We start from the raw sequence: 26,242 nt of genomic DNA, 5'->3' as shown, positions 1-26,242 counted from the left end.
GTGCTGTCGATCATCACTTCCAGAACAGGTCCGCCAGCTTGGGACAATGCGTCGAAAATCCTTGTCCAGACACCTTTCTCCGACCAGCGGACAAAGCGATTATAGAGGGTTTTCCGAGGCCCATAGACCTCCGGCGCATCGACCCAGCGGCCACCCGACTTCAGAACATGAATGATGCCACTGATCACCCGCCGGTCATCGACACGGGCCTTGCCGCGTGTCCCGGTCGGCAAAAGCGGCCGCAACTTCGAAAACTGCTCATCGCTGAGCCAGAAGAACCCATGAGACATCACCAAACTCCTGTTCAGGAGCTTGAATCAAATTTCAAACAACTTGCATAGCTATTTTATGGGTCTGAAACCTAGGTCGCCGCTGCGACTATCGCAGCGTGCGTCGATCTCAATGTCCCGGAGATCGCAATCATCTGGGCCCCATGCGACTATTAGGTCGTCGACATCTTCGATGCTACTGACGTGCAGGCTAACCTTTAGTGAGTGACGTCCAGTCATCAGGCTACGCAACCTCAAATCGCTTGGCATAGATTCGTATGACGCTGGAAGTCGACGATGTCTCCAATCGATAGCATTGCAGCATTTCCAGCGACACGCCGAGCGGTTTCCAGCGGCCCATAATCGCTTTCAGACCCGGATCATCGTCAATCAGCGAGCCATTGGCAATTCGCTCTTCTGCAATGACACCGAAGTTCATCTCAGCGACAATGGCATAGCAGTCATGAAACAGTAGGGTCGCCTCGTCACCTTGAGGCCAGGCAACTCGCAACCGAACCTCGTCGCGCGCTCCCGCATTGCGCCGGTCGACCATCAGTTCCAGCAGTTCGGCGTCGTGCCACGGCAAGGAATTAAAGGTATCGGTCATGGCCTGAACCCTGGATCCTTATCGCCTGGTCGAGGGCTGTAATGGGTCCCTTTACCGTCCCTATGGTAGTGCGAATAATTCGGTCCCTTTTGTCCCGGAGGCGTTGGCGGGTCGATGCGCAATCTTTCCTTAAACTTCCCATCTACTACCTCACCATAGCTGCCAGAGCGATGTGGGTTCTGAACGTAACTTTCAAGGATATCGTGCTTGGCACCAGCAGGAAAGGCAACACCGTTCTTCGTAACATGGATCACCTCGTCAGATTTCCTGCCGATGGTACCCACTCCCTTCACAACCCCCTCAACAGCCTCTGCTGCTGCCTTCCCCCCGATCTTACCGGCGGGAATAATGCTGAGCCCGACCATGGCCGCACCGAACCAACTTGGGTTCTCATAGGCCTCAGCTATAGCAAGAGGAGTTCCGACAATTGGCGCAAACCCAATTAGCTCCTGAGCCGCCCTGGCATCACGTGCACGTTCCTCCGGATCACTGAGCCTTACACGTTCCTCACGGGAAATGCTGCCGTATTCGATGTGCCAACTATTCCGCCCGGAGAAGTAATTGCCCGATCTATCGTTACAACTGTGGCAGCTATAGCTGCCGTCTTTTTGCGGTGAGCCGCTGACAAATGAGTCATTCCCCCCCGGATCCTTGAACAGAATTGGATTGTTTGCCGCATAGGCATACCTGTTTGTCCCGACGCCTTGCTGGGTCGGATCGAACCAGTCTGGTGAGACGAAGCGGGCGAGGATGGGGTTCCCCGGTCAAGCCGGGGACAGGCTCCGTAGCGGGCGCCCAAGGTAGGTGAGGCCGGTTTCCGGGTCGTCGCGCCTGGTCAGGGCGCTGCACAGATCCTACATTTAAGCAACGGGCAGGAAGAGCAGCAAGACATCGTCCGGGACGTGGTTCGCATCCTGGACAGGTTATCCGCTCATGGTCTCACCCAGAAATCCTCAGATAACGAGAGACTGTCATGACATTGCTGATCCACGAGAACATGAGCCGCGGGCGCAGCCGGAAGGGCTGGCTCGACAGCTTTCACACCTTTTCCTTCGGCGAGTTCCGCGACCCGAAGCGCATGGGCTTCCGGGCGCTGCGCGTGATCAACGAGGACTGGATCATTCCCGGCGCGGGCTTTGCCTGGCACGACCATGCCGACATGGACATCCTCACCCTGGTGCTGAAGGGCAAGGTGCGGCACGAGGACAGTCTTGGACACAAGGGCGAGACGGCGGCGGGCGAGATCCAGCTCATGCGTGCCGGCAGCGGCATCTCGCATTCGGAGATGAACGGGGCCGAGAACGAAACCACGCACCTGCTGCAGATCTGGATCATCCCGGACAAGGCAGGCGGAGCGCCGTCCTACCAGCAGGCGGCGCTGCCGCCCCGGGACACTGGCTGGGTTGACCTCGCAGGTCCCTCGGGCAGCGGCGCGCTGACGGAGCTGGGTTCGGACACGCGGGTTTCCCTCCTGCAGGCGCGGGACGGCGATGTGACGCCGCTCCCGCATACGCCCGGGCGCGGCCTGTTCCTGCATGTCATCGACGGACTAGCGGAGATCGGCGGCGAACGGCTAACGGCCGGCGACGGCATCCAGATCGACCAGCAGTCGCCGGACATCCGCTGGCACACGGACGGCCGACTGCTGCGCTTCGACCTTGCCTGAGTAAAGCCCTCCCCTCGCGCACCGCTGTTACTCGCCGCGGCCGCGGAAGCGGCGTTGGTAGGCGGTATCGTAGAGGGCGCTTTCGCGGAAGTCTCGGGCACTGAGGCCGTGGCCGACGAAGATCAGCGCCGTGCGTTCGATCGGGTCGGCGGCGACCTTGGCGGCGATGTCGGCAAGCGTGCCGAGGATGATCCGTTCGTCCGGCCAGGTTGCCTTGACGACGATGGCGACCGGGCAGTCGGCGCCATAGAGCGGGGTCAGTTCCTCGACAACCTGATCCAGCGCATGGATCGCCAGATGGATCGCCAGCGTCGAGCCCGTCGCGCCGAAGCGGGTGAGCGTCTCGTCGTTCGGCATTGGCGAGGCGCGGCCGGAGACGCGGGTGAGCACGAGGCTCTGCGCCACCGCCGGGATGGTGAGCTCACGCCCGAGCACGGAGGCGGCCGCGGCAAAGGCCGGGACGCCGGGGGTCATGGTGTAGGAGATGCCGTTTTTCTCCAGCCGGCGGATCTGCTCGGCCACCGCACTCCACACAGAAAGATCGCCGGAGTGCAGCCGGGCCACGTCCTGCCCGCGTTCGGACGCGTGGACATATTCGGCCTCGATCTCGTCCAGCGACATCGGCGCGGTGTCGATGATGCGCGCCCCGTCCGGGCAATATTGCAGGAGCTCCGGCGACACCAGCGACCCGGCATAGAGGCAGACCGGGCATTTGCCGATGAGATCGCGGCCCCGCACGGTGATGAGATCGGCGGCGCCGGGACCGGCGCCAATGAAGTGAACGGCCATGGGATTTCCTCGTGACGGATCTAGCTTGAAACGGGGGCGTCAGACGACGGCGCGGGGCTCTCGGGATCCGGCTTGACCCAGACCCATTGCGTGATCGGCATGGCCGGACGCCAGGCCGTCATGCTGCCGACCGGCGAGGCGCGGGCGATCTCGAGCCGCGTCAGGCTGCCGCCGAGCCTGGCGTGAAGGGCGAGCAGCACGGCTTCCATCTCCAGCGTCACGGCATTGGCGACCAGCCGGCCACCGGTTTTCAGCGTGGCGCAGGCTGTGTCCATGACGCCGGGCTCCGAGCCGCCGCCGCCGACGAAGATCGCATCGGGACTGGCAAGCCCCTGCAACGCTGCGGGCGCGGTGCCCTGCACGAGCCGCAGGGACGGCACGCCGAACCGGGCGGCGTTGCGCGCCAGCCGGGCACAGCGCTCGGGATCGGCCTCGATGGCGGTGGCGGACAGTGAGGGGTTCGTGAGCATCCATTCGATGGCAACAGAGCCGGAGCCGGCGCCAATGTCCCACAGGTGCTCGCCGCGGCGGGGGGCGAGCGCCGACAGGGTCAGCGCGCGGATCTCGCGCTTGGTGATCTGGCCGTCGTGCTCGAACAGGCTGTCATCGCGGCCGGCGGCGAGCGGCAGGACGCGGGCGCCGGCGCTAGCGGCGACTCCAAGCGCGCAGACATTGAGGTTGTCGATGTCTGTGAGCCGGAAGCCCTCGGCCACCGTCGTGGTCACGCGCTCGCGCGGGCCTCCCAGCGCTTCCAGAACGGTGAGCCGGGTGGCGCCGAAGCCCTCGGCCACCAGCAGCGCCGCGAGATCGGCGGGGCCGGCGGCATCGGAGGTCAGCGCCAGCACGCGGCTGCCGGGCTGCAGGTGCGGCCGGATCAGGTCAAGCGGACGGCCATGCAGGGAGACGCAGACCGTGTCCTGCAGCGGCCAGCCGAGCCGGGAGGCTGCGAGGCTGAAGGCGGACGGGGCGGGATAGCTCCGCATCTCGTCCGCCGGAATGCGGCGCGACAGGGTGGCCCCGACGCCGAAGAGGAACGGATCGCCCGAGGCGAGCACGACGACAGACCGGCCCCGGGCCGCCAGGATGTCCTCCACCGAGCGCTCGAAGGGGCTCAGCCAGCTCCGCGTCTCGCCCCGGATCGCCGATTGGGCGAGGTCCAGATGACGCTGGCCGCCGAACACCAGCTCGGCCCGGGCAAGCTCCGCCTTGGCAGCCTCGCCGAGCCCGGCTAAACCGTCTTCACCGAGGCCGATCAGGATGAGCCAAGGAGCGCTGCAGGACGGAGAATCCGCCGCTGGCGGCAGAGGGAGTTGGTCAGGCTTGGACACGCGTCACATCCTCGTTCTGGCGGGCACGACCGAAGCGCGCGAGCTGGCCGAACAGCTTGCGCCGCGCCGCGACATCGCGCTCACCCTGTCGCTCGCCGGGCGCACCCGCGATCCCCTGCCCCTGCCCGCCCCGACCCGGACGGGCGGCTTCGGCGGTGCGGACGGACTGGCGGCCTATCTCACCCAGCATGCCATCGACGTGCTGATCGATGCGACCCATCCCTTTGCCCGGCAGATCACGCAGAACGCCGCGACAGCCGCAAGGCTGACCGGCGTGCCGCTGATCCGGCTGGAGCGGCCGGCATGGCAGGCCGAACCCGGCGACCGGTGGCAGCAGGTCACCTCGGTCGCGGCGGCCGTGGCGGCCCTTGGTGCTGCGCCGAAGCGCGTGTTTCTGGCCATCGGCCGGCAGGAGGCGGCTGCCTTCGAGGCGGCGCCGCAGCATCAGTATCTGGTGCGCAGCGTCGATCCGGTCGAGCCGCCCCTGCAGCTGCCGCAACTGGAAACGCTGCTGTCGCGCGGGCCCTTCGATGAGGCAGCCGAGGAACGGCTCCTGCTTGCGCGGCAGATCGAGGTGATCGTCTGCAAGAACAGCGGCGGCGCGGCCACCTACGGCAAGATCGCCGCCGCACGGACCCTCGGCCTGCCGGTGGTGATGATCGAGCGGCCAGCGCCGGTCGCGGCCCTGAGGGCCGGGACAGCGGCGGAGGCGGTCGCGCTGCTGGATCATGGCCTGGGCCTGCCGGCAAAGCGCGGCGTATAGACGAGATCCGGCCGGCCCGGGCGGGCAATGACGCGGGTCTCGGGCGAGCCGACCATGACGCAGGTGGCCATGTCGGCCTCGGCCGGATCGGCCGCCGCCAGCGTGCTGACGACGATCCGCTCGTCAGGGCGGCCGGCAGCGCGGCCAAAGATCACCGGGGTCTCGCCCGGCAGCACGGTACGCAGGATGTCGAAGGCCCGGCCCAGCTGCCAGGGCCGCGCCTTGCTGATCGGATTGTAGAAGGCCATCACCAGCCCGGCCTCGGCCACCAGCTGCAGGCGGCGCTCGATCAGGTCCCAGGGCTTCAGGTTGTCGGACAGGGAAATGGCGCAGAAGTCGTGGCCGAGCGGCGCGCCGATGCGGGCGGCAACCGCCAGCATGGCGGTGAGGCCGGGAACCACGACCAGCTCCAGCGCGCGCCAGGCCTCCGGCCCATGCTCGATCGCCTCGCAGACGGCGCTGGCCATGGCAAAGACGCCAGGGTCCCCACCCGAGACGACGCAGACATTGACGCCCTCGGCAGCACGGGCGAGGGCCGCACGGGCGCGGGCCAGTTCCTCGCGGTTGTCGGAGGCGACCGCTTTCTGGTCAGGCCTGAGGTTCAGGCGTTCGATGTAGGGAAAGTAGCCGTAGAACTCCTGCGACACCGCGACGGCGCGCAGGGCCTCCGGTGTCATCTGCTCCGGATTGCCGGGTCCGGTGCCGATGACATGGATGACGCCCGTCATGGCTGCCCGCTCCAGCCCGGCACGAGGATCAGCGAGAAATAGGGCGCGCTGTCATCCGGCTTGTCGGCCAGGCGGGTGGAGCTGGAGGTCGGCATGGTGCCGCGCTCGACATAGATCGCGTCCTCCAGACGGCCGGCGGCGGCAAGCGCGCGGCGCACCTTGGGCAGGTTGCGGCCGAGCTTCATGATGACGGCGCCTTCCGTATCCTTCAGGCGGCGCACCAGTTCGGCTTCCGCCATGGTGCCGGGCAGGACGGTCAGCACGTCGTCGCCCTGCACGATCGGCACACCGGCGAGCGACCAGCAGCCGGACATGGCGGTGATGCCGGGGATGACCTCGACGGGGAAATGCGGCGCGAGGCGCACATGCATGTGCATGTAGGAGCCATAGAACAGCGGATCGCCTTCGGAGAGCACGGCCACGGTGCGCCCGGCGCGCAGATGCTCCGCGATGGCGGCGGCCGAGGTCTCGTAGAACGCGGTGATCTGGCTCTTGTAGGCGTCCTCTTCCTTGTCGATCTCGGTCGTCACCGGATAGTAGAGCGGCAGCTCGATGATGTCGGGCTTGATGCGCGTCTCGACAATGCCGCGCCCGTTGCCGCGCCGGCCCGCCTTGGCGAACCAGGCCAGCACATCCGCCTCTTCCAGTGCCCGCGCCGCCTTCAGCGTCAGCAGCTCCGGGTCCCCCGGACCCGTGCCCACGCCATACAGCCGGCCGATCTTGTCACTCGCCTCAGTCATCATCAGATCCATCACAGTCCGGGCCGCGCCAGGGCATTGAGGGCAGCGGCCGTCATCGCGCTGCCGCCCAGCCGGCCGCGCACGATGGCGTAAGGAACGCCATAGGAATTCTCCGCCAGCGCATCCTTGGATTCGGCCGCGCCGACAAAGCCGACGGGCATGCCCAGGATCGCCGCCGGCTTCGGTGCGCCGTCGCGCAGCAGTTCAAGGAGGTAAAACAGGGCCGTAGGCGCGTTGCCGATGGCGACGACCGAGCCCGCCAGACGGGGAAGCCACAGCCTGAGGGCCGCCGCAGAGCGGGTGTTGCCGATCTCCTCGGCCAGTGCATGGGTCTGCGGGTCGCGCAGGGTACAGAGGACCTCGTTGCCGGCCGGCAGGCGGGCCGCCGTTACCCCGCGCGCGACCATCTCGGCGTCGCAGAAGATCGGGGCGCCCGCTTCCAGTGCACCGCGCGCGGCCTCCACAAAGCCCGGGCCGAAAACGAAATGCTGCGCCGCCTCGACCAGTCCGGCGGCGTGGATCATGCGCACGGCGACGTCGGCCTCGGCTTCGCTGAAGCGGCTGAGGTCAGCCTCCGCGCGGATGATGGCGAAGGACTTCACGTAGATCGCCTGACCGTCCTTGATGTAGTCGTAGTCTGTCATGTCTCGTCTTTGATGAGGGCGCGGAGCCCGTCCGGCCCCAACTGGGTGATCTGGATGGCGGCGTTGTCCGAACCGGCACGCAGGCGCAGGCTCAGCCGGCTCAGGGCCGGGCCGAGGTCGGCGGGGTCAAGCACGGCCACCGGAGCGTCGCCGGCCCGGCCACCGGCAACCAGCGCGATGCCGCCGGGCGTTCCGGTGAGGCCAAGGGGCGCGGCAGCGGGATGGGCGCAGCCCTTGCCGCAGCCGGAGAGATGCAGCGTCAGCGATCCGTCGAGCAAGGCCGGCGCTGTGGTGACGAGCAGGTCGGTGAGCGCGCGCGGGTCGATCAGGCCGGAGCCGCAGCCCCGCTGGCCCGGACAGGCGACGATGTGATTGCGCGGGTCCGCCGGATCAACGATCAGACCGGTCGCCTGCGCCAGGGCAGCAGCCTCGGCCGCCCGTTCCGGCGCAATCCCCAGCACCAGCAGGGCATGGCCGGGGGCAAGACGAACCTCCCTCGCGCCGAGCCGTCCCAGACCGTTGAGCCAGGTGATCAGCGCCTCGGCAGCGATGCGGCCGAAGGGCAGGCGCACACCAAGCACGGCAAGGCCGCCTGCGTTGAGGAGCCCGACCGGTGCCGGCGACGGGATCGCTTGCGGCGGCAGCGGGGTGTCTGACTGGGCCAGGGCAGCAAGGTCAAGATCGCGGCCCCGGGCGGTAGGTCCAAGCGCCGTGAGGGCCGCGAGCAGGCGGAGAACCGCAGCGACCGCCATACTTTGTGGGACTTCAGCGAGGGCACGCGCGGACAAGGCGTCACCCGCCAGACCGATGCGCCAGAGCACCGCGCCACTGCGGCGGACCGCATCGAGCCGGATGTCCGCGACCTGACCGGAGAGGTTGAGCAGGCCGCCGCCGTCGACCACGACGGCAAGCTTGGGCGCAAGCCGCAGGGCATCGCCCTGCGCCATGACGGCGGCGCGAAGGGCCTCCGCCAGCGGCCGGCCATCGGCGATTTCGCTTGGGTCGAGACCCGCGAGCGGCGGGGTCTCAATGGCAAGGCCGGTGTGGCTGTGGAGCCCGGCGACGGCGAGATCCTGTGCCAGTCGCGCAGCGCTGTCGCGGGTCAGGCCCCGGATCTGGAGGTTGCCCCGCGCGGTCACATCAAGCAGGCCGTTGCCATGCTGCTGACTGAGGGCTGCGAGCCGCAGCCAATCCTGGGGGGCGTAGCCGGGCGCGACCGGGCGCAGCCGCGCCAGCAGGCCGTCGCCGGTTTCCATCGGCGTTGCCAGGGTCGGGCAGGCGCCCCGGCGTTCGGGCGGGCGGGCTGCTGCGGCAAGGAGTTGAGCCATCATCATGCCGCCTGCCCGTCCGCATCCGCCTCGGCTGCACTGGCGCGGATCAGGTAGATATCCATGATCCAGCCGTGCTCGGCGCGGGCTTGCGTCCGCGTGGCGGTGATCTCGTCGGCAATGTCGCCGAGACGCCCCTGCCGCAGGATCTGCATGGGTGTGCCGAGGAAAGCACCCCAGGTAAGGATCGCGTCCCGGTCGGCGACAGAGTTGAAGGCCTGGACCCCGTCAAGCATGACAGCCACGTCCGAGGCCCCCTCCGGCAAGCCGGCGGCAAGCCGGCGTCCGGTGGTGATCGTCACCGGCGCGCCGATGCGATTGAGCGGCATGCGGTGTTCGGCGCAGAGCACCTGCAGGCTGGTGATGCCGGGGATGACGTCGTAGTCGAAGGTGACCCGTGCGCGCGCTTTCAGCTTGTCGATCAGGCGCAGGGTGCTGTCGTAGAGCATCGGGTCGCCCCAGACGAGCAGGCCCACGGTCTCGCTCTCGGCGACCTCGGACAGGAGCAGGTCTTCGTAAATGGCGGCAATCGCGTCGTGCCAGTCATCGACGGCGGCACCATAGTCGCCATCGGCGCGGCGCTTCGGCACGGCGTAATGCACCAGACGCGGCATCGGGCCAGTAATGAAGCGGGTGCAGATTTCGTGACGCAGTTCGGCGAGAAAGGCCTTTTCCTCGCCTTTGGTGGGCACGAACAGGACGTCACAGGAATTGAGCGCGTCAATTGCCTGAATGGTCATGTGGTCGGGATTGCCGGAGCCGATCCCGATGACGCGAATTCGCCTCTTCACTGCCTTCTCCCGTGCGCCCATTGCGCTGCCGGCCTGCGTCCCGGTTTGGGTCCCGCAAGATTTGTCTTAGAGGCAGTTCTTTCAGAATGCCAGCCCGATCACCGACCGCAAATGGTCGAATTCCGAAGCCGGCACAGAACATGGCTGGCGCGGATCAGCGCCGGAACCCTATCAGGTAATAGAAACGAGCTGTCAGACCCTTTCGAGCACCCGGCGCGCCTCAGTGACGCGAACCGGCTGGACACCCGGAGCGTCAAGCGGCTGGGCTTTCAGCATGTAGCCGATGTAGCGCTTGGACTCGATCGGATCATATCCAAGGCGATCCTTCAGCTTCTTGCGCAGCTTGGACACATGGCTCTCGACGACGCATTCGTCGACTTCTTCGTTCATCAAGCCATAGACCGCGTTGTAGATCTGCGTCTTGGTGACGCGGCGGCCATGGTTGCGGGCCAGATACTCAAGAATACGACGTTCGCGGCGCGGCAACTCGAAGACTTCACCGGCGATGACGGGGTCGCGGCCATCAAGGAACACGCGGATCCGGCCAATCTCGAGGTTGTCAGCCTCAGCCATGGTCCGGCGCCGAATGGCGCCGACACGGGCGAGGATCTCGCGGACATGCACCGGCTTGCGCAACACATCGTCAACGCCGCAGGCAAACAGTTCAAGTGTCTGATCAAGGCTGGGACGTTCATCCAGCGCCAGGATCGGCGCCTGATCGCAATAGGTCCGGATCATGCGGGGAAAATCAGGGCGCTCGTCACACTCGCCAAGCAGGAACGCTTCAATGGAGGCGAGATCATCTTCAGACGCCGTCTTGACCCAGTCCGGTAACTCCTGCGGCGACAGCGCCAGACAGGCAAAGCCCTCACGCTCAAAACCGGACGCGTAACCAGTCGTCACGATCTCTCGATCATCTACAATTACAAACATGGTGTTGTCCCCAGCACAGCCTTGTTGATGAATCACTATTGGTTCATCGGCCCTGGGTCAAACACCAGATGACCACGACAATCATGGACGTGAAAACAAGAATTATGAGGGGTTATAAAATCTGATTGAATACGAGTTAACTTGCGGAATATAAAAGTTTACTCAAAATAAAATCAACAAAATCGCGAAAAAGAACAAAAAGAACATGCGAAAAGGCCGCTCTTTGCATGAACTTATAATGACAATTCTTTTGATTGGCAAGAGCATCTCGCGTGCGAACCTCGATGCTCGCAGGCCATATTGCCGATATCAGCCCTGTTACCCCTGGGACAACGCCCTGGCGAGGTCGGTAAAGGGATCACTTGCCTGCCGGGTTCGCGCGTCCTGACGCAGGAACTCGTAGATCTTCGGCACCAGCTGGCAGGCCTTGTCCAGAGCCGGGTCACTGCCGGGCTGGTATCCGCCCATCAGGCGCAGGTCACGGGTATCTTCGTAGCGGGAAATCATGGCCTTGAGCCGCATGATCAGTTCGCGCTCTTCCGCCGTCCAGGCATGCTGGGACAGACGCGAGATGGAGCCCAGAACGTTGACCGCCGGATAGCGCCCAGCGTCGGCAATCGACCGGTCCAGCACGATGTGACCATCGAGCACGCCGCGCAAGGTATCGGCGACGGGATCATTGTGATCGTCGCCATCGACCAGCACCGAGAAGATGCCGGTAATCGCTCCCTCACCCTCCGGACCCGGGCCGGCGCGCTCGAGAAGATGGGTCAGATCCGAGAACACCGAAGGCGTGTAGCCGCGGGCAACAGGCGGTTCGCCGGCGGCCATCGAGACATCTCGGGCAGCATGGGCGAAGCGGGTGGCGGAATCGATGATGAGAAGGACCGAGTCCCCGCGGCCACGGAAGTACTCGGCGACACTCATGGCGGTGCGGGGCGCAAGGCGGCGCATCATGGCGCTTTCGTCGCCCGTTGCCACGACAATGACTGACCTTTCCAGTGCCTTTCCGAGAACATCCTCGACAAATTCGCGCACTTCGCGACCCCGTTCGCCAACAAGCCCGACAACGACCGTGTCGAAGTCGTCCGACCCGGCCAGCATCGCCAGCAAGGTCGACTTGCCGACACCGGATCCGGCGAAGACGCCGACACGCTGGCCGACGCAGAGCGGGGTGAACAGGTCGATGACCTTGACGCCGGTGCGGACCGGCTTGCGGACACGGCCGCGTTCCAGCATCTGGGGCGGTTCCCGGTCCAGCGGCATGGCCTCAGGCCCCGGATGAAGCGGGCCGAGGTTGTCCGCAGGCTGACCCAGCGCATCGACGACACGGCCCTTCCAGCTGACATGCGGATGCACGGTCAATGCGCCCTTGCGATAGGCGCGGGCGCCGATGCCGATGTCAGCATGGGGCTCGAAGGGCTTGACCATCACATCCTGCTCGTCGAGGCGAATGATCTCGCCGCGCCGCTCGCCGCCCTTGCCGGAGAGGGTGACGAGGTCGCCGAGACAAACCATCTTGGACAGGCCGCTGACCCGGATGGCGCTCGGCGTGACCTGGGTGACCCGGCCGCCAACCCGGACAGGGTCCACTTCCTTGGTGGCGGCGGCGATGGCATGGGCGAGCCGGTCGAGTGCGTTCATTGCTGGTCAGATCCTGATACAGGCAAGGGTGGGGCTGAGACGGCTTTAAGCTGTCTCACCGAGATCCCGGACGGCCAAACCTTGCGAGTCACTGCTGGTCTCGATCATCTTCGAGGCCGCATCAAAGGCGCGGGTCAGCATGATCAGCTTGGTCATCTCGCGGATCGGATTGATGTTCGCGGTCTCGGTGTACCCCTGCACAACACCGTCCTGGATGAACTCCTGGATCGGCTCGGCAGGCCTGTCTGGCATGACGGCGGAGTTCTCGTAGCGGCGCAGCTTGGCATCGTCCGGAATGCGGAACAGACCAATCGCGCCGACCTGCTCCTCACCTTGGGTGATGGCGCCATCACGGCCAATATTCGGCAGCCCGTTGTCCGGGTTGAGCTGGATCGCCAGGCCGCCGGCATCAAGCACATCATAGCCGTTCAAAGTGCGCAGAACGCCATCCTCGTCGATCTGCATCCGGCCATCGCGCGTGTAGGCGACGTCCTCACCAACGCGAATGGCCAACCAGCCCTCGCCCTCGACCGCGACATCAAGCGCATTGTCGGTGCGGGTAAGGCCACCGATCTGGCGGGAGATGAAGGTTTCACCGGTGCTGGCGAAGCTGACCGGATCCTGCGCCGCCTTGGACAGCATCTCGGAGAACTTCACCTCGTCGGCACGGTAGCCGACGGTGTTCATGTTTGCGAGATTGCGGGCAACCGTATCGAGGCGGTTAGACAGGGCAACCTGCGCGGAAAGGGCAACGTAAAGAGCTGACTGCATGATGTTCAGAACCCGCCGAGCTTGAAGGACTGGATACGAGCCAGGAGATCCTGGCCAATGCCACCGGGCGTGCCGCCGGTGTTCAAAATAACTGCCGGGGACACGGCGGCCTGCGGCCCGCCGTTCTGCAGGTCCCACATGGTGGCAAACCGCGTGAGAAACGTGTCGAGCTTGGCCGGATCCTTGAAGTCCTCGAACTTGACCCGGTTGGTGATCAAGGCCGCCTGCTTGTCGATATTGGCTGCGGCGAATTCCTTCGGCAGGCCCAGTGCCGTCAGCACCACCTGCTGCAGCGCCCGGTCCGCCAGCACTTCAAAGGAGTTCGTGAGAGTACCAGCCTTGCGCGCGAAATAGAGCGCGAGGCGGACAGCCTCGTTGTTCTCGCCGCTTTTGACTTCCAGCGTCTGGCGCACATAGGCATCAACAATGGGCTTCTGTGTCCGGCTGAAAGTCGTGGTAGTTGGGCCATAGCGGCTGAAATTGAACACCTTGACGAACTCGGCATAGCGCTTGTCGGCAAGCCGGTTGGCAAAGCTGTCACGCTTGTCCACCCCGTCAACAAGGGCTTTTTTCATGAAAGCCTTGGCATAGGTCATGTCCTCGAGGCCCATCGCCTTCATGGCAAAGGCATAGACCCGGTCGTTATCCAGGAACTCCTCGACGCTTTTGATGCTGTCGATCGTCTTCATGTAATAGTCGCTTTCCCGCGCGACCTGAGGGTCCTGGGATGTGACCTTGAGCGACCGGTTCAGGTTGCCCGTCACCATCTGGTACTGCAGCAATGTGCTTATCATCGGCTGTTGTCCGCATGTGAGGGCACGGCGTCGGCCCGTTGTCATGCGGCGAATGTGCGCGGCGAGGCTTGCGCCGGGCTGGACCTTGCAGCCCGCCGGTAGCCTCCGGCTGCCTCCCCCTGCCTCTCCTTGCCCGCGCGGACTGAACCCACCCTGCTTTTCGGCAGGCAACAATCAAGGCCCGGTAAAGCCAGCAAAATACCGGACAGCTTCGGGCAAGCCTCGCCTCCTAGCCTGCTGTCATCGACATTCACATGCAACCGGCAAGGAGCTGCCAGGTGACAATCATTCTGGGTCTGATCATCGCCGCCGTCTCGCTGATCGGCGGGTTCTCCGCCATGGGCGGCAAGGTGACCGTTCTCTGGCAACCCTGGGAACTGGTGATCATCATCGGCATCGCCATCGGCACGTTCTTCGTTGCCAATCCGATGAAATCGATCATCGACACCATACGGGCTACCCGCGAGGCGGTGTTCAACTCCATTCCGAAGAAGCGCGACTATCTCGACGTCTTGGCGCTGCTCTATGCCCTGATGCGCGAGCTGCGCTCCAAGGGCCGCAACGAAGTCGAACCGCATATCGAGAACCCGCAGGACTCGGAAATCTTCCGCGCCTTCCCGACCGTCTACCGCAACCGGGGTCTCTCGACCTTCGTCTGCGACTACTTCCGCCTGATCATCGTCGGCAACGCCCGGGCGCATGAAATCGAAGCGCTGATGGACGAAGAGCTGCAGACCATCCACCGCGACCAGATGAAGCCTTACTATGCGCTCTCTGCCCTGGCCGAAGCGCTACCTGCCATCGGCATCGTTGCAGCGGTGCTCGGCGTGATCAAAGCGATGGGGGCCATCGACCAGTCGCCGCAGATCCTTGGATCACTCATCGGCGCCGCCCTCGTTGGCACCTTTGTCGGCATCTTCCTGTCCTATGCACTGGTTGCTCCGATCGCACACAAGGTGAAGGGTGTGCGTGAAGCGCGGCTTCGGCCCTACATCATCGTCAAGCAGTCGCTGCTGGCCTTCATGAACGGCGCCCCGCCGCAGGTCGCCCTGGAACATGGCCGCAAGACCATTTCCGCCTATGACCGCCCGACCATCGACGAAGTCGAGAACGAGACCATGAACTCCGGCGGACACAGCTCCGAAGGCGTGCAGGATCTGAAGGGAGCGGCCTGATCATGCTTGAAGCTGCCCAGTCCTACCAGAACGAACGCGCCCAGATCACCGACCGCCTGCTGGATGCTGCCGGGATCTCGGTCGACCGCCTGCCGATGCTGCCGGTCCTGTTCGACCGCATGGCCCGCGTCTTTGCCGATGCCATGCGGCAGAAGTCGGCCTCGCCGTCCTATATCTCGGTATCCAACATCGACAACGAACGCATCGGCGACGTGCTCGATGTCTACGAGTCCAATGCACTTGTCGCGGTGCTCTACTCGCCGGAACTCGACACCCGCATGCTGATCGGCTTCGACCGGGACTTCATCTTCACGATGATCGATGTCCTGTTCGGCGCAGACGGGACCGAGCCGCCGATCGATGAGGAGCGGCCGTTCTCGTCCATCGAGACCCGGATTGCCCGCACCGTGTTCGAGGTGGCGGCCAAGGCCCTGGCTGAATCCTTCAGCCCGATTGCCGAGACAACGCTCAAGATCGAGCGGGTCGAAAGCCGCATGGACTTTGCCATCATCGGCCGGCGCAACAACCCGGCCGTGGTTGCCCGGCTGCTGCTGCAGGCCATTGGCCGCGGCGGCGAGATCTTCGTCGTCATGCCGCATTCGACGCTGAACCCGCTGCGCCAGAAGCTGTCGCAGGTGCTCTCGGGCGAAATGTCCACCCGCGACAAGCAGTGGACGCAACATTTCCAGAGCGAGATCCAGCGCACCGAAGTCCGGCTTCAGGCCGTTCTGGAGGAGCGCGAGATGAGCCTGGGCGACATTGCCAATCTGCAGGTCGGGCAGGTCATCGAGTTGCAGGCAACGCCGCGCAGCCCGGTGAAGCTGGAATGCAACCAGCAGCCGATCTTCAACTGCCGCCTCGGACAACTGGACGGCTCCTACACCCTTCAGGTCGAAGACCTGATCCATCTGGAAAGGGACATCGTCGATGATCTCCTATCTCGTTGATGCGGTGCTGCTGGTCGCGCTGGCGATCACCAGCGTCAAGATGGTGACCATGTACCGCGAGTTGCGGCGGCTTGGCTCCTATCATGCGGATTACCAGCGCGTGTTCGACCAGACCTCCCTCGCCCTCGATGGCATCGAGGTCTCGATCCAGGAAATCAACGTACGCGGCGCCCAGGTTCTGAACGCGCTCGGCTCGCGGATGGACGACGCCCGCGACCTGATCGCCGAAATCGACGGCCTGATCCGCGAGGCCAAGCGCCAGCAGTCGGTGCTGAAGGCCGAACTGAAGCAACTGTCCGCCGAACTGGCCGTGCGGCCGTCGGCCAGCCAGTTCACGCCCTCCGACACCGACCCGGCCGCAGCCTCCTCAAAGGACGGCGCCCGCCGCACAGATCCGCTGCTGACCGGCGTGACGCCCCCGACCGAGATGCGGGTCCACCGCATCGATGACCTGCAGACCGGCCCGTTCCGTTCCGTTTCCATGCACCGCAAGGATGACCTGACATGAGCAAGACCACCGATACCTTCGACAGCGCCGGCGTGAAGTCGGCAAGCCAGGCCGATTTCGCCAAGGTCGAGAGCACGGAGCGCAAGGGGGCCAAGATGGCCCAGGAAGACCTGATGGGCGACGACCGCAATCTCGACACCATTCTCGGCATCCCGGTGAATATCCAGGTGGTGCTGGGGTCGGCCACGATGCTGGTCGCAAACCTTTTGAAGCTCGGGCGTGGTGCTGTCATTCCGCTCAACCACCGGGTCGGTGAACCGGTCGACATCGTCGTCAACGGCCGGGTCGTGGCCCGCGGTGAAGTGGTGGTCGTGGAAGACGACAATTCCCGCTTTGGTGTGTCGCTGACTGAAATCATCAGCGCCCAGAGCGGCTTGCTGGACGCTTGACGCGCCCGCTGAGAGACCAGAGGCCCATGATTGCGAGTGCGACCATGAACACCATGCTGCCAACACGGGCCCTGAAGGGCACCCAGAAAGTGGCTGCCCTGCTGCTGGCGCTCGGCAAGCCGAGCTCCAAGCGGCTCCTGCAGCACTTCGACCAGGAAGAAATCCGCATGATCACCGTGGCCGCAGCGCAGCTGGGCACGGTGGCGGCGGAAGAACTGGACCGGCTGGCCGAGGACTTCATCATCCAGTTCTCCAATGGCACCACCCTGTTTGGTACGGCCAACGAAGTGGAGAAGATGCTGGAAGGCGTGCTGCCTGAAGACCAGGTCGCCGATATCATGTCCGACGTCCTGGGCAACTCCAACCGCTCGATCTGGGACCGGATTACCAGCGTGTCGGAAACCGTGCTCGCCAACTACCTGATGAAGGAACACCCGCAGACGGCGGCGCTGATCCTGTCGAAAATCCGGCCCAGCGCCTCGGCCAAGGTCCTGAGCCAGCTGCCGCCGCCGCTGCGCAACCAGCTGATGCGGCGCATGCTGTCGATCAAGGCAATCGTGCAGGAAATCATGCGCGATGTCGAAAAGACGCTGCACGAAGACTTCATGCTCAACCTCTCGGGCAGCATGGAAGCAGATTCCTATGCCCGGATGGCGGACATCCTCAACAAGATGGACCGCGACCACATGGAAGAGGCGCTGACCAGCCTGACCGAAGCGCGGCCGAAGTCGGCCGAACTGCTGAAGGGCCTGCTGTTCACCTTCGACGATATCATCAACCTCAACTCGCGGACGCGCATGGCGATCTTCGACCAGATCCCGACCGACCGCATCGTCATGGCGCTGAAGGGCACGGACCGGGCCTTCCGCGAAGTGATCCTGTCGTCGCTAACCTCGCGCACCCGGCGGATCGTCGAACACGAACTGGCGAGCGGCGAGCCCGTCGGCCAGCGCGACGTGCTGCAGGCGCGCTCCTCGATCACCGACCTTGCCCTGGAAATGGCCGGACGCGGCGAGATCGAACTCAATCCGAAGCAAGAGGAAGCGGCCTATTTCCGCTGATGGACATCAGGACAGCCCTGACGCGCACCAGACCCCTCCAGCCCGGGCGGAGCCATGTCGGAGCAGGAAGACCAGGATTCAAAAACAGAAGAGCCGACCGAGAAGAAAATCCGGGACGCTATCGACAAGGGCAATATCCCTGCCTCCAAGGAGGCATCGGTGCTTGCCAGCTTCCTCGGCGTCCTGCTGATCGGAAGCTTCGTTACCGTCTCGGGTGTCCAGCGACTGGTCGCTGGACTGACCGGTCTGATCGACAACGCAGGAGGATACAGCCTTGGAAATGGTTCGGATGCGATCCTACTCACCCATAGCGTGGGCCTGCAAGTCGGGTTGTTCCTGGCGCCCATTGTCGCGATCCTCATGGTCGCGGGGCTGGCTGCGTCGTTTCTCCAGAATGCCCCGCGCTTCGTCCTCAACCGGATCCAGCCCCAGCTTTCGCGGCTGTCCCTCATCAAGGGATGGGAGCGGCTGTTCGGCGCGCAAGGCCTGGTCGAATTCGGCAAGGCCCTGTTCAAGTTCGGCACGATCAGTCTTGTCTCGGTCCTGCTGCTGCGTTCCAACACGGACGGGCTGGTGAATGCCATGTTCACCGACCCCTCTGCCCTCCCCGAAACGATCCTGCACCTGTCGATGAAGCTGCTCTCGGGCATCTGCATCGCCACGATCCTGCTGGTGGCGCTCGACCTTGTTTGGGCCCGGATGCACTGGCGCAAGAAGCTGAAGATGAGCCGCCAGGAACTGAAGGACGAGTACAAGCAGTCCGAAGGCGACCCGCTGGTAAAGGCGCGCCAGCGCTCCATTGCCCGCGACCGCGCCCGCAACCGGATGATGTCCGCCGTGCCACAGGCCACGCTGGTCATCGCCAACCCGACGCATTTCGCGGTCGCCCTGCGCTATGACCGGGATGAAACCGCCGCGCCCGTGGTGATCGCCAAGGGCCAGGACCTTATTGCCCTGAAGATCCGGCAAATCGCCGAAGACAACAACATTCCCGTCATCGAGAACCGGGAACTGGCCCGGGCGCTTTATGCAAGTACCGAACTGGAGCGCATGATCCCGCCGCAGTTTTATCGCATGGTTGCGGAAATCATCTCTTACGTGTATTCGCGCAAGACAGTAAAGGTCGTGTGATGCACGAATTGTTTGAAGGCCGCATGATGCAAAAAGGCTCCTCCAGTCCGATGACCCGTCTCACTGGCGCCGGACAGGTGCGTGAGGAATTGCTGGCCAATGCGGTCAGTGACGTAGCGGAGGAACTGCGCCTGGTCGATGTGGTCGACTATATCGCCTTCGTGCGGACCGAAAAGCACGCCAATATCTCGGATCTGGTGAAGTCCTCCTCCGAATTGTTCTTCAAGAACGAGACCCTGCGCTACGGCCTCGGCGCGCAGACGGAGCTGGACTGGAACACCACCCCAAGCGTGCGGCTGGACCTCGAATTCCGCAACAAGGGCGTGTGGGTCTATTTCGGACTGACGCTGGATGCCCGCGGGTCAGCTGTCGACATCCATCACGTGGAATTTGCCGATCCGTCCGAGGATCCGGAAGAAAACACCCAGCGGCTGGCTGAAGCGCTGAGTGATGCGCGGCTGAAACCAGTTGCGCAGTAAAACCAGAGCGAACACCATCGTTTGAACTTGCCGCCAGGCGCTCGGCTTTGGCGGCTTTTTCATGTCCGCTCACACGCTGGCCCGCGGAGCTCCCAATACAATCAAGGCTCCGACCAGGATCACTGCGCCGCCGAGAAGATCAAAACGATCCGGCCGAACGCCCTCGACCGTCCACATCCAGGCAAGAGACGCCACCACATAGACGCCGCCGTAGGCCGCAAAGATGCGGCCGGCTGCAGAAGCCTCGACCAGGGTCAACAGGAAGGCAAAGGCGGCAAGACTTGCAAATGCGGGCAGCAACCAAAACGGGCTCTGCCCCAGCCGCCACCACATCCAGACGAAATAGCAGCCGGCAATCTCACCCAGAGCCGCTGCGATGTAGATCAGGGTTGTCTTCATAGGGGGAGGTTTCCAGCCAAAGTGTCCGCCAACGGTCTCGCTCACAAGTGGCAGACACCATGTCTTGCAGGGCCAGGCAAGGCCAGAAAGGGCAAGCGTCTGGCCACTACCCCAAACAAAACCGCCGCCTTCCAGACAGGAAGACGGCGGTCAGGCCGACGGGGCGGCAAAAAGGTGCTCAGTGCGAGATCACATCATCCTTGGCGAAGTAATTGAACTCTTCCACCAGGATGTCCTGGATCAGGTCGCTGCCGAGCCGCGCATTGACGGTTTCGCGCACCTGCTGCTTCAGCCGGTCGAGGTCGTAGCGCTCGAGGCGGCGGAAGTTGAGGCTCGTGTCGGCGTAGAGAAGACGGAAGGTCTCGTCGATGATGAAAGGATGTGGCGGTATTGCCGAATTGCCAAGGCTGTCGCCATCCGCCGTGAAGACAAGCTGGGCCACGACATAGCCCTGCAGGGCGCCATTCTCGAGGATCGGAACGTTGATCGGGCGCAGGCGTTCATAGTCAAGCCCGCCGAGCGTTATGTCCTGTTCAGTTCCCGGCATCTGGTGCGTCATGTAATAGACCGCGCCATAGCTGGAGGCGAGGGTTGCAAGGCACATCCACAGGCCGACGGCAATCAGCCGGATCATGGCCGCCACCCCGCGACACGCTCACTGTAGGTGCCGTCGGACTCGGCCTCGAGCATGGCCCGGGAAATAACTTCCGCGATCTCCCTGACCGCATCAAGATGCTTGGCGAGCAAGGCCATGTTGGCATCAAGCGCTTCGCGCAGGCGCCCCAGTTCTTCAGCGACAGGCGTCCCGCGCAGGGTTTCGACACCGGCCGGCAAGAGGCCACGACTGGCTCTCGTCAGTTCAAGAAGGGCCTGGCTCTTGCGATGTTCAAAAGCGCGAAGGTCAAGGCTGGCCTGGTCGCGCAGGGCGCGCGTTTCGGCTTCGACGACAGCATGTGCCTTGCTGATCGCTGCAATCAAGGCATCACTGGCGGGGCCGGAAAGACGGTCAACCGGATCGGATGCGGTAGACATGGCGGGAGCCTCGTTCATGCGCGTGCCTTCAGGCTGGAGTTGACGAAGTCAGCGATGCCGATGCCGCCACGGGCGGCAATCTGGGTGCTGATCTGCTCGGCCAGCATGGACTTCCAGATCCCGCCGGCCGTGCCGGAGCCGTAAACGCTCGCGGCATCATCCGGCATCATGCCGTCCACGAACTGCTGCAGGATCATCGCCTCGAACTTCTGAGCCGGCGACAGGGTGCCATGATTGACCGATGTGGCGTTGTACATGGCGACCCGGGCCCCGCCCGTGCCCCCTGGCAAGGCCGGAACGTCTGTGTATTCGCTGTCCACACTGTCCAGCGCATCGGCAAAGGGCGTGCCGTCAACGCCATCCGGTTCACCAGCGGCATAGGCGAGGCGTTCCAGCTTTGCGGCGGCAAGACGCGCGGTGGCCGGTTCGGCGGCGCGGGCAACATCGAGAACGAGATCGGTTGGCGGGGAGATCGCCATTATGCAGCTCCTGCGGCACGGTCCGGAACCGAAGATCCGGAGTTCAGGCTTCCATTGCCTTCGAAACTAGGTCGTCCAGCTTGTGGGAAGCTTGCGCCTCGGTGGTGATGTAGCGTTCCAGGATATCGGCAAGCCGACGGTTTTCTCCAGCCTGATGCTCCAGCCGCGCCACCGTGGCCAGCCGCCGTTCGGTCACTTTGAGCATGCGGCCTTGACGGGCCATTTCCGCCTCCACCTTCTCGCGCGCCTCTGACAGGCGGGCTTGCTCCTCGGCGATGGTCTTCAATCGCTGCGATGCATTGCGAATGAAGCGGTCCTGCAGGGCAAGGTCCCCCTCGGACAAGGCCTTCAGCACGCGCTCCTGCTTTTCGGCAAGTTGCTCGTCCTGCCGGTCGAGGTTGACCAGCATCCAGGCCGACAACTGATGGATTTGGCGCTGGAGCTTGAGGATGCGCCCGATTTCCTTGGCGTTCTTGGACATGAGAGCCTCAACTGAATTTGAGCCAGGTGACATATCCGTCGAGAAACAGGAGAAGGGCTTCTCCCAGTACGACGAACAGGAAGTAGAGCCCGCCCGCTATGACGAAGGGCATGGCGATGAAGTAGATCGGGATCTGCGGGGTCAATTTGTTGGCAAGGCCCAGGGCAAAGTTGACCACAAAGGCATAGATCACAAAGGGGCTGCCGATCCGCAGCGCCAGAAGGAATGTCGCAGCCAACTGATCGGTGAACCGGGCGAGGCCGCTCTGCACATCGAGGCCGGACCCGACCGGAACGGCCGTGTAGCTGTCGGCCAGTGCGCGGATCAGCTCCCAGTGCTGATTGGTGATGAAGACCATGGCCGTTGCCGTCAATGTCATCAGGTTGGCCAGCGGCGGGATCGCCTCGTTGCCCTCCACGGCCAGGCCTGGCATCGTTGACAGGCCAATGGACATGGAAATCAGCGTTCCGATGGTCTCCAGCGCGGCGATGAAGGCGCGGCCCATGAGGCCAAGCAGCAGCCCGACAAACAGTTCGGCCGCTATGAAACGCGTCACCGTTGCCAGTCCCTGATCCGGCATGGCCGCTCGCATCGAGGGCAGAAGCAGCGGCGACAAGGCCAGCGTGATCGCGATGGCCACCAGCAGGCGCACCCGGACGGGCACGCGGTCGCTGCCGAAGCCCGGGATCACCATCAGGCAGCTGCCAATCCGGCAGAACAGCAGGAAGACGGCCAGAACCGTCTCCGTGCCGAACCGGGCCAGGATCATCTCGCCCAGCATGATCAGGAAATGCTGCCGATGGTCGCGACATCCGTGCCTCGCGCGATTTCGAGATGGGACAGGACGGGCAAGGTCGGGAACATCCGCTCCACGATCATGCGGACATAGGGGCGGGCCTCAGGCGCAGCAACGATGGCAAAGCGCTTGCCGCCGCTCATATGGGCTTTCACGGCGGTTGACATCTGGGTGCCGAATTCCTCGACCAGTTGCGGCTCGATGTCGAACTCGACGACATCGCCCTTGCTGTCGCGCTTCATGCTCTGGTGGAAGGCCAGATCCCAGCGGTTGCCGAGGCGCAGGATGTTGAGCGGCCCGCCTTCGGAAAGGTCCCCGCAGATCTGCTGGGCAATGCGCATGCGCACATGTTCCACCACCTGTTCCGACCGACGGACATGCGGCACGATTTCGGCCACCGCTTCGAGGATCAGATGCAGATTGCGGATGGAAACACGCTCAGACAGCAGAAGCTTCAGCACCGCCTGCAGGCCGGAGTACGAAATGTGGGACGGGCAGATGTCATCGATCAGCTTGCGATATTCCGGATCAAGCCGATCCAGCAGGTTGCGCATGTCCTTGTAGGACAGTAGCTGCGGCAGGTTGTTGCGGATCACCTCGGACAGGTGGGTCAGGATCACCGTGTTGTTGTCGGCCGGAACGAGGCCATCCCGCTTCAACTCATCCTGATAGGCCATCGGCACCCAGTAGGCCGGCATGCCGAAGGCCGGCTCGCGGGTCGGCTCGCCCAAAAGCGGCAGGTTGCGGTTTTCCTCGGTCATGACGAGCAGTTCGCCAACCTTCAGTTCCTGCATCGCAACAACAGTGCCGTGGATCTTGATCTGATAGCACTTCGGATCCAGCATCAGGCTGTCGGACACCCGGATGTCAGGCACCACGAAGCCGTATTGCTCGGCGAACTTGCGGCGCATCTTGCCGACGCGGCGGGCCAGTTCGTTGTGGCCGACCAGCAACTGCGAGGCGACCTGCTTGCCAAGGCAAAGCTCGATCTCTGCGGTCTTCAGCGATTCCTTCACGGACTCTCGGCTGTCACGCTTGGTTTTCGCCTCAGCAGCTTCCGCAACCGCCTTTGCCATCTGCTCCGCCGCCGCCTTCTTCTTCGGGATCGAATAGCCGATGAAAGCCATCAAACCGCCAAGGAAGGCAAAGGGGAGAATGGGCAGGCCGGGCATGAGGGCAAAGATGCCCATCAATGCGGCCGCAACCATCAGCGCGCGCGGATATCCGGCAAGCTGGTTGAGAACCGCCGTCTCGGTCGCCCCGCGGGTGCCGCCCTTGGAAACCAGAAGACCGGCCGCCAGAGAAACGATCAGCGCCGGGATCTGGGTGACAAGGCCATCGCCAACCGACAGCTTGGTGAAGACGTCGGACGCCTCCCCCAAGCTCATGTCGTAGCGGGTGACACCGATGACGATGCCGCCGAAAATATTGACGGCGGTGATGATCAGGCCGGCGATGGCATCGCCGCGCACGAATTTCGATGCACCGTCCATCGCGCCGAAGAAGGAACTTTCCTCCTCCAGCTCGCGGCGGCGGCGCTGCGCCTCCTTGTCGTCGATGAGGCCGGCGGAGAGGTCCGCGTCGATCGCCATCTGCTTGCCCGGGATGGCATCCAGGGTGAATCGGGCACCCACTTCCGCGATGCGGGTGGCGCCCTTGGTGATGACGATGAAATTCACCACAACAAGAATCGTGAAGACGATCAGGCCGATGACGAAGTCACCGCTCATGACGAAGGTGGAGAAGCCGTTGATGATATGGCCGGCCGCATCAACACCTTCGTGGCCGTTGGCCAGGATCACACGGGTTGTCGCGATATTCAGCGACAGCCGCAGCATCGTCGAAATCAGCAAGATCGTCGGGAAGGACGAGAAATCGAGTGGCTTCTGGATCCAGAGGGCCACCATCAGGATCAGGACCGACAGGGCGATGGAAAGAGCCAGCCCCATGTCGATCATGAAGGCGGGAATGGGCAGGAAGAGAACTGCCAGGATCAGGGCGATGCCAACGGCAAAGCCAATGTCGCGGCGGCTTCCGTTGGGGGTCTGGCCGATGGCCGTAAGGGCTGTGTCCGACATGCCTCATCTCGTTTCGAGGGATCGCAGCTCCACTATCTGAGGTGAAGCTTGCGTGGGCATGGTGAGGACGAACTGTGCCTCTCGCCCCCCTCCCCCTTGTGGGGAGGGGTTTGGGGGTGGGGGGAGCAGCCTGAAAATCCGTGCGAAATTCTGGTGTTGTTCCGGAACTCTCAGTGCGCCCCATGATCTTGTGGCTTCCCGATCCCCCCACCCCTTACCCCTCCCCACAAGGGGGAGGGGGGCAGCGAGGCCTCAAGTACCGTCTGGCTCCCTATTCGGTTGCCCCTGCCTTCCGGAGGCGACAAGGACGCAGCAATTTACGTCGGGAACCATTGCCCCAAAGCGAGCGTGCTCCTCTCAATCAGAAGCCGTTCTCGATGCGACCGTAGACAAGCGCAGTCAGGGCATAGATTTCCGACCCGATGAACGGGGCAGCGATGATGATCATGACAAGGATCGCCAGGATCTTCGGAATGAAGGTCAGCGTGACTTCCTGCACCTGGGTCAGGGCCTGCACCAGGGCAATGGTGACGCCAACGACCATCGCGGGGACCACCGCCGGCGCAGAGCCGATGATGATCGCCCAGATGGCGTTGCGCACGAGGTCAATGGCATCGGCCTCGTTCATGGTCAGGAGATCTTCACGCCCGGACCAAGCAGGACCTTCTTGCCATTGTCGAGCGCCAGCATGGTGCCATCGCTGTAAACCTCGACCGACTTCACCAGACCGCTGACATTGGTGGTGCTATCCGTGACGGTGCGTCCGATGAGATCATCGACCTGGCCGAAGGACATGTTGGTCAGCATGGTCTCAAGCTTGGTGTTGGTCTTGATCGCCTGTTCGACCTGCGAAAAGCTGGCGAGCTGGGCGAGCTGCTGGGTTGCATCCACCGGATCGGTCGGATCCTGGTTCTTCATCTGCGCCATCATCAGCTGCAGAAAGGCGTTGTAGTCGAGGGTCAGCTGCTCCTTTGCCGATGCCGGGCCGGACTTTCCGGCCGGCGCCGCCTGATTTGGCTGGATGGCTGTTGGCTGGATCACGGTCATCTGTGTCTCTCCTTCAGGCGTGTCACGCCGCTTCGGTTTCGCCGGCATGGGCGCGATCGGCCACCTTGCCACTCATGATCAGGGCTTCGATCGGGTAGAGGCCGCGAATGGTCTTGAGCGCATCGAACAGTCGGTCTTCCGCCATCTGGACCTCGACTTCACCAAGACCATCGACGATGTCACGGTTGGAGAAGGTCTTGCGGGTGGAGGCGATCAGCACCTCGGCGAGGTCCCGGGCGGTGCTGGCGGCGACCGGGTCCATCAGCATCGACTGCAGCACGAAATAGATCTGCCGCAGCGGTGTCGTCGTGTCCTGCGGCTGCAGGACATGGGCCTCCAGCAGGAACACCGCGTTGTTCATGAGTTCCAGGTTCGTCTTGCGGTCCACCCGCAGCACGGCCCCGTTGATGAAGATGCGTTCACCGGCCTTGAGAGCAATATGCAT

Annotated in this window: 33 protein-coding genes; 9 read left to right on the top strand and 24 right to left on the bottom strand. The window is 63.7% G+C overall.

Going from position 1 to position 26,242, the window contains the following annotated elements; translation table 11 throughout:
* The 3 genes from ACTIFE_RS10705 to ACTIFE_RS10695 form a co-directional block, all read right to left on the bottom strand.
* On the bottom strand, positions 1-290 hold a 290-nt coding region (locus ACTIFE_RS10705; RefSeq protein WP_439529140.1), incomplete at its 3' end, for a transposase.
* A 223-nt stretch (positions 291-513) separates the two neighbouring features.
* On the bottom strand, positions 514-876 hold the full coding sequence (locus ACTIFE_RS10700) for a hypothetical protein (RefSeq protein WP_439529139.1): 363 nt from the start codon (positions 874-876) through the stop codon (positions 514-516).
* Positions 873-1,628 carry a hypothetical protein gene (locus tag ACTIFE_RS10695; protein WP_439529142.1) on the bottom strand — a complete coding sequence of 252 codons (756 nt, stop codon included), beginning with the start codon at positions 1,626-1,628 and terminating at the stop codon, positions 873-875. Before ACTIFE_RS10695 ends, ACTIFE_RS10700 begins: the two co-directional genes overlap by 4 nt.
* Before the next feature lie 221 nt (positions 1,629-1,849).
* On the opposite strand from ACTIFE_RS10695, the gene ACTIFE_RS10690 reads away from it, so the two are divergent.
* Positions 1,850-2,542, top strand: coding sequence for a pirin family protein (locus tag ACTIFE_RS10690; protein ID WP_439529138.1), 693 nt, complete (start codon positions 1,850-1,852; stop codon positions 2,540-2,542).
* A 27-nt stretch (positions 2,543-2,569) separates the two neighbouring features.
* Here the strand turns inward: ACTIFE_RS10690 and cobM are convergent, their stop codons facing one another.
* On the bottom strand, positions 2,570-3,331 hold the full coding sequence (cobM, locus tag ACTIFE_RS10685; protein WP_439529137.1) for a precorrin-4 C(11)-methyltransferase: 762 nt from the start codon (positions 3,329-3,331) through the stop codon (positions 2,570-2,572).
* 20 nt (positions 3,332-3,351) lie between these two features.
* Positions 3,352-4,659 (bottom strand): precorrin-6y C5,15-methyltransferase (decarboxylating) subunit CbiE, encoded by a 1,308-nt coding sequence (cbiE, locus tag ACTIFE_RS10680; protein ID WP_439529136.1) that lies wholly within the window; start codon positions 4,657-4,659, stop codon positions 3,352-3,354.
* Between cbiE and ACTIFE_RS10675 the strand changes: the two genes are divergently transcribed.
* Entirely contained in the window at positions 4,652-5,422 is a 771-nt protein-coding gene (locus tag ACTIFE_RS10675) for a cobalt-precorrin-6A reductase (RefSeq protein ID WP_439529135.1), read from the top strand. The genes cbiE and ACTIFE_RS10675 overlap by 8 nt on opposite strands.
* Here the strand turns inward: ACTIFE_RS10675 and ACTIFE_RS10670 are convergent.
* The 9 genes from ACTIFE_RS10670 to ACTIFE_RS10630 form a co-directional block, all read right to left on the bottom strand.
* Positions 5,386-6,150, bottom strand: a complete 765-nt coding sequence (locus tag ACTIFE_RS10670) for a precorrin-3B C(17)-methyltransferase (RefSeq protein WP_439529134.1) — start codon at positions 6,148-6,150, stop codon at positions 5,386-5,388. The genes ACTIFE_RS10675 and ACTIFE_RS10670 overlap by 37 nt on opposite strands.
* Positions 6,147-6,890, bottom strand: coding sequence for a precorrin-2 C(20)-methyltransferase (locus tag ACTIFE_RS10665; RefSeq protein ID WP_439529133.1), 744 nt, complete (start codon positions 6,888-6,890; stop codon positions 6,147-6,149). Before ACTIFE_RS10665 ends, ACTIFE_RS10670 begins: the two co-directional genes overlap by 4 nt.
* Positions 6,891-6,901: 11 nt before the next feature.
* A complete protein-coding gene (locus ACTIFE_RS10660) occupies positions 6,902-7,534 on the bottom strand; it encodes a precorrin-8X methylmutase (protein ID WP_439529132.1) in 633 nt (210 codons plus the stop codon).
* Positions 7,531-8,862 (bottom strand): precorrin-3B synthase, encoded by a 1,332-nt coding sequence (cobG, locus tag ACTIFE_RS10655; RefSeq protein WP_439529131.1) that lies wholly within the window; start codon positions 8,860-8,862, stop codon positions 7,531-7,533. Before cobG ends, ACTIFE_RS10660 begins: the two co-directional genes overlap by 4 nt.
* A 2-nt stretch (positions 8,863-8,864) precedes the next feature.
* On the bottom strand, positions 8,865-9,653 hold the full coding sequence (gene cobF / locus ACTIFE_RS10650) for a precorrin-6A synthase (deacetylating) (protein ID WP_439529130.1): 789 nt from the start codon (positions 9,651-9,653) through the stop codon (positions 8,865-8,867).
* 192 nt (positions 9,654-9,845) lie between these two features.
* Entirely contained in the window at positions 9,846-10,586 is a 741-nt protein-coding gene (locus tag ACTIFE_RS10645; protein ID WP_439529129.1) for a response regulator transcription factor, read from the bottom strand.
* A 318-nt stretch (positions 10,587-10,904) separates the two neighbouring features.
* Positions 10,905-12,230 carry a flagellar protein export ATPase FliI gene (gene fliI / locus ACTIFE_RS10640; protein WP_439529128.1) on the bottom strand — a complete coding sequence of 442 codons (1,326 nt, stop codon included), beginning with the start codon at positions 12,228-12,230 and terminating at the stop codon, positions 10,905-10,907.
* A 45-nt stretch (positions 12,231-12,275) separates the two neighbouring features.
* Positions 12,276-13,001, bottom strand: a complete 726-nt coding sequence (gene flgF, locus ACTIFE_RS10635) for a flagellar basal-body rod protein FlgF (protein WP_439529127.1) — start codon at positions 12,999-13,001, stop codon at positions 12,276-12,278.
* A gap of 5 nt (positions 13,002-13,006) precedes the next feature.
* Positions 13,007-13,795 carry a DUF1217 domain-containing protein gene (locus tag ACTIFE_RS10630; protein ID WP_439529126.1) on the bottom strand — a complete coding sequence of 263 codons (789 nt, stop codon included), beginning with the start codon at positions 13,793-13,795 and terminating at the stop codon, positions 13,007-13,009.
* A 278-nt stretch (positions 13,796-14,073) separates the two neighbouring features.
* On the opposite strand from ACTIFE_RS10630, the gene motA reads away from it, so the two are divergent.
* From motA to ACTIFE_RS10595, 7 genes are all read left to right on the top strand, one after another.
* Positions 14,074-14,970, top strand: a complete 897-nt coding sequence (gene motA / locus ACTIFE_RS10625; protein WP_439529125.1) for a flagellar motor stator protein MotA — start codon at positions 14,074-14,076, stop codon at positions 14,968-14,970.
* A gap of 2 nt (positions 14,971-14,972) precedes the next feature.
* Complete coding sequence (locus tag ACTIFE_RS10620) at positions 14,973-15,917, top strand: flagellar motor switch protein FliM (protein WP_439529124.1); 945 nt, start codon at positions 14,973-14,975, stop codon at positions 15,915-15,917.
* A complete protein-coding gene (locus tag ACTIFE_RS10615; RefSeq protein ID WP_439529123.1) occupies positions 15,898-16,425 on the top strand; it encodes a hypothetical protein in 528 nt (175 codons plus the stop codon). Before ACTIFE_RS10620 ends, ACTIFE_RS10615 begins: the two co-directional genes overlap by 20 nt.
* A 95-nt stretch (positions 16,426-16,520) precedes the next feature.
* A complete protein-coding gene (gene fliN, locus ACTIFE_RS10610) occupies positions 16,521-16,814 on the top strand; it encodes a flagellar motor switch protein FliN (protein WP_244293959.1) in 294 nt (97 codons plus the stop codon).
* Between the two features lie 26 nt (positions 16,815-16,840).
* Entirely contained in the window at positions 16,841-17,875 is a 1,035-nt protein-coding gene (locus ACTIFE_RS10605) for a flagellar motor switch protein FliG (protein ID WP_439529122.1), read from the top strand.
* A 54-nt stretch (positions 17,876-17,929) separates the two neighbouring features.
* Positions 17,930-19,006 (top strand): flagellar biosynthesis protein FlhB, encoded by a 1,077-nt coding sequence (gene flhB, locus ACTIFE_RS10600; RefSeq protein ID WP_439529121.1) that lies wholly within the window; start codon positions 17,930-17,932, stop codon positions 19,004-19,006.
* The gene (locus ACTIFE_RS10595; RefSeq protein WP_439529120.1) at positions 19,006-19,485 is read left to right on the top strand and encodes a hypothetical protein; all 480 of its coding nucleotides are present in this window, start codon (positions 19,006-19,008) and stop codon (positions 19,483-19,485) included. The genes flhB and ACTIFE_RS10595 overlap by 1 nt, the downstream gene beginning before the upstream one ends.
* 69 nt (positions 19,486-19,554) lie before the next feature.
* Here the strand turns inward: ACTIFE_RS10595 and ACTIFE_RS10590 are convergent, their stop codons facing one another.
* The 10 genes from ACTIFE_RS10590 to flbT all read right to left on the bottom strand — a co-directional run bounded on the left by ACTIFE_RS10590 (position 19,555) and on the right by flbT (position 26,242).
* Entirely contained in the window at positions 19,555-19,884 is a 330-nt protein-coding gene (locus ACTIFE_RS10590; RefSeq protein ID WP_439529119.1) for a YnfA family protein, read from the bottom strand.
* A gap of 178 nt (positions 19,885-20,062) precedes the next feature.
* Positions 20,063-20,518: a hypothetical protein gene (locus tag ACTIFE_RS10585; RefSeq protein ID WP_439529118.1), complete on the bottom strand. Its 456-nt coding sequence runs from the start codon at positions 20,516-20,518 to the stop codon at positions 20,063-20,065.
* Entirely contained in the window at positions 20,515-20,916 is a 402-nt protein-coding gene (locus ACTIFE_RS10580; protein WP_439529117.1) for a hypothetical protein, read from the bottom strand. The genes ACTIFE_RS10585 and ACTIFE_RS10580 overlap by 4 nt, the downstream gene beginning before the upstream one ends.
* A 14-nt stretch (positions 20,917-20,930) precedes the next feature.
* Positions 20,931-21,395: a rod-binding protein gene (locus tag ACTIFE_RS10575; protein WP_439529116.1), complete on the bottom strand. Its 465-nt coding sequence runs from the start codon at positions 21,393-21,395 to the stop codon at positions 20,931-20,933.
* A 43-nt stretch (positions 21,396-21,438) separates the two neighbouring features.
* The gene (locus tag ACTIFE_RS10570) at positions 21,439-21,876 is read right to left on the bottom strand and encodes a flagellar biosynthesis protein R (RefSeq protein WP_439529115.1); all 438 of its coding nucleotides are present in this window, start codon (positions 21,874-21,876) and stop codon (positions 21,439-21,441) included.
* A gap of 7 nt (positions 21,877-21,883) precedes the next feature.
* Entirely contained in the window at positions 21,884-22,657 is a 774-nt protein-coding gene (locus ACTIFE_RS10565; protein WP_439529114.1) for a flagellar biosynthetic protein FliR, read from the bottom strand.
* Positions 22,658-22,659: 2 nt separating this feature from the next.
* A complete protein-coding gene (gene flhA, locus ACTIFE_RS10560; RefSeq protein WP_439529113.1) occupies positions 22,660-24,750 on the bottom strand; it encodes a flagellar biosynthesis protein FlhA in 2,091 nt (696 codons plus the stop codon).
* Between the two features lie 361 nt (positions 24,751-25,111).
* Positions 25,112-25,378 (bottom strand): flagellar biosynthetic protein FliQ, encoded by a 267-nt coding sequence (locus ACTIFE_RS10555; protein ID WP_439529112.1) that lies wholly within the window; start codon positions 25,376-25,378, stop codon positions 25,112-25,114.
* Positions 25,379-25,380: 2 nt separating this feature from the next.
* Complete coding sequence (flgD, locus tag ACTIFE_RS10550; RefSeq protein ID WP_439529111.1) at positions 25,381-25,797, bottom strand: flagellar hook assembly protein FlgD; 417 nt, start codon at positions 25,795-25,797, stop codon at positions 25,381-25,383.
* Between the two features lie 22 nt (positions 25,798-25,819).
* A complete protein-coding gene (gene flbT, locus ACTIFE_RS10545) occupies positions 25,820-26,242 on the bottom strand; it encodes a flagellar biosynthesis repressor FlbT (protein ID WP_439529110.1) in 423 nt (140 codons plus the stop codon).

The organism is Pannonibacter sp., from assembly GCF_051860505.1.
Classification (GTDB): Bacteria; Pseudomonadota; Alphaproteobacteria; order Rhizobiales; family Stappiaceae; genus Pannonibacter.
The sequence above is the reverse complement of the archived record's forward strand: the minus strand, read 5'-3'. Positions and strand labels throughout refer to the sequence as shown.

Bases quoted from the DNA above. Each gene is read 5' to 3' on its own strand.
- flbT (WP_439529110.1), bottom strand. From the start codon at position 26,242: ATGCATATTGCTCTCAAGGCCGGTGAACGCATCTTCATCAACGGGGCC.
- ACTIFE_RS10590 (WP_439529119.1), bottom strand. From the start codon at position 19,884: ATGAAGACAACCCTGATCTACATCGCAGCGGCTCTGGGTGAGATTGCC.
- ACTIFE_RS10700 (WP_439529139.1), bottom strand. From the start codon at position 876: ATGACCGATACCTTTAATTCCTTGCCGTGGCACGACGCCGAACTGCTG.
- ACTIFE_RS10585 (WP_439529118.1), bottom strand. From the start codon at position 20,518: ATGATCCGGCTGATTGCCGTCGGCCTGTGGATGTGCCTTGCAACCCTC.
- ACTIFE_RS10615 (WP_439529123.1), top strand. From the start codon at position 15,898: ATGATCTCCTATCTCGTTGATGCGGTGCTGCTGGTCGCGCTGGCGATC.
- ACTIFE_RS10660 (WP_439529132.1), bottom strand. From the start codon at position 7,534: ATGACAGACTACGACTACATCAAGGACGGTCAGGCGATCTACGTGAAG.
- ACTIFE_RS10580 (WP_439529117.1), bottom strand. From the start codon at position 20,916: ATGTCTACCGCATCCGATCCGGTTGACCGTCTTTCCGGCCCCGCCAGT.
- flhA (WP_439529113.1), bottom strand. From the start codon at position 24,750: ATGTCGGACACAGCCCTTACGGCCATCGGCCAGACCCCCAACGGAAGC.
- cobG (WP_439529131.1), bottom strand. From the start codon at position 8,862: ATGGCTCAACTCCTTGCCGCAGCAGCCCGCCCGCCCGAACGCCGGGGC.
- ACTIFE_RS10630 (WP_439529126.1), bottom strand. From the start codon at position 13,795: ATGATAAGCACATTGCTGCAGTACCAGATGGTGACGGGCAACCTGAAC.
- ACTIFE_RS10570 (WP_439529115.1), bottom strand. From the start codon at position 21,876: ATGTCCAAGAACGCCAAGGAAATCGGGCGCATCCTCAAGCTCCAGCGC.
- cobM (WP_439529137.1), bottom strand. From the start codon at position 3,331: ATGGCCGTTCACTTCATTGGCGCCGGTCCCGGCGCCGCCGATCTCATC.
- ACTIFE_RS10620 (WP_439529124.1), top strand. From the start codon at position 14,973: ATGCTTGAAGCTGCCCAGTCCTACCAGAACGAACGCGCCCAGATCACC.
- ACTIFE_RS10555 (WP_439529112.1), bottom strand. From the start codon at position 25,378: ATGAACGAGGCCGATGCCATTGACCTCGTGCGCAACGCCATCTGGGCG.
- flgF (WP_439529127.1), bottom strand. From the start codon at position 13,001: ATGCAGTCAGCTCTTTACGTTGCCCTTTCCGCGCAGGTTGCCCTGTCT.
- ACTIFE_RS10665 (WP_439529133.1), bottom strand. From the start codon at position 6,890: ATGACTGAGGCGAGTGACAAGATCGGCCGGCTGTATGGCGTGGGCACG.
- ACTIFE_RS10690 (WP_439529138.1), top strand. From the start codon at position 1,850: ATGACATTGCTGATCCACGAGAACATGAGCCGCGGGCGCAGCCGGAAG.
- ACTIFE_RS10670 (WP_439529134.1), bottom strand. From the start codon at position 6,150: ATGACGGGCGTCATCCATGTCATCGGCACCGGACCCGGCAATCCGGAG.
- ACTIFE_RS10595 (WP_439529120.1), top strand. From the start codon at position 19,006: ATGCACGAATTGTTTGAAGGCCGCATGATGCAAAAAGGCTCCTCCAGT.
- fliI (WP_439529128.1), bottom strand. From the start codon at position 12,230: ATGAACGCACTCGACCGGCTCGCCCATGCCATCGCCGCCGCCACCAAG.
- ACTIFE_RS10645 (WP_439529129.1), bottom strand. From the start codon at position 10,586: ATGTTTGTAATTGTAGATGATCGAGAGATCGTGACGACTGGTTACGCG.
- ACTIFE_RS10605 (WP_439529122.1), top strand. From the start codon at position 16,841: ATGATTGCGAGTGCGACCATGAACACCATGCTGCCAACACGGGCCCTG.
- ACTIFE_RS10575 (WP_439529116.1), bottom strand. From the start codon at position 21,395: ATGGCGATCTCCCCGCCAACCGATCTCGTTCTCGATGTTGCCCGCGCC.
- ACTIFE_RS10565 (WP_439529114.1), bottom strand. From the start codon at position 22,657: ATGCTGGGCGAGATGATCCTGGCCCGGTTCGGCACGGAGACGGTTCTG.
- flgD (WP_439529111.1), bottom strand. From the start codon at position 25,797: ATGACCGTGATCCAGCCAACAGCCATCCAGCCAAATCAGGCGGCGCCG.
- flhB (WP_439529121.1), top strand. From the start codon at position 17,930: ATGTCGGAGCAGGAAGACCAGGATTCAAAAACAGAAGAGCCGACCGAG.
- fliN (WP_244293959.1), top strand. From the start codon at position 16,521: ATGGCCCAGGAAGACCTGATGGGCGACGACCGCAATCTCGACACCATT.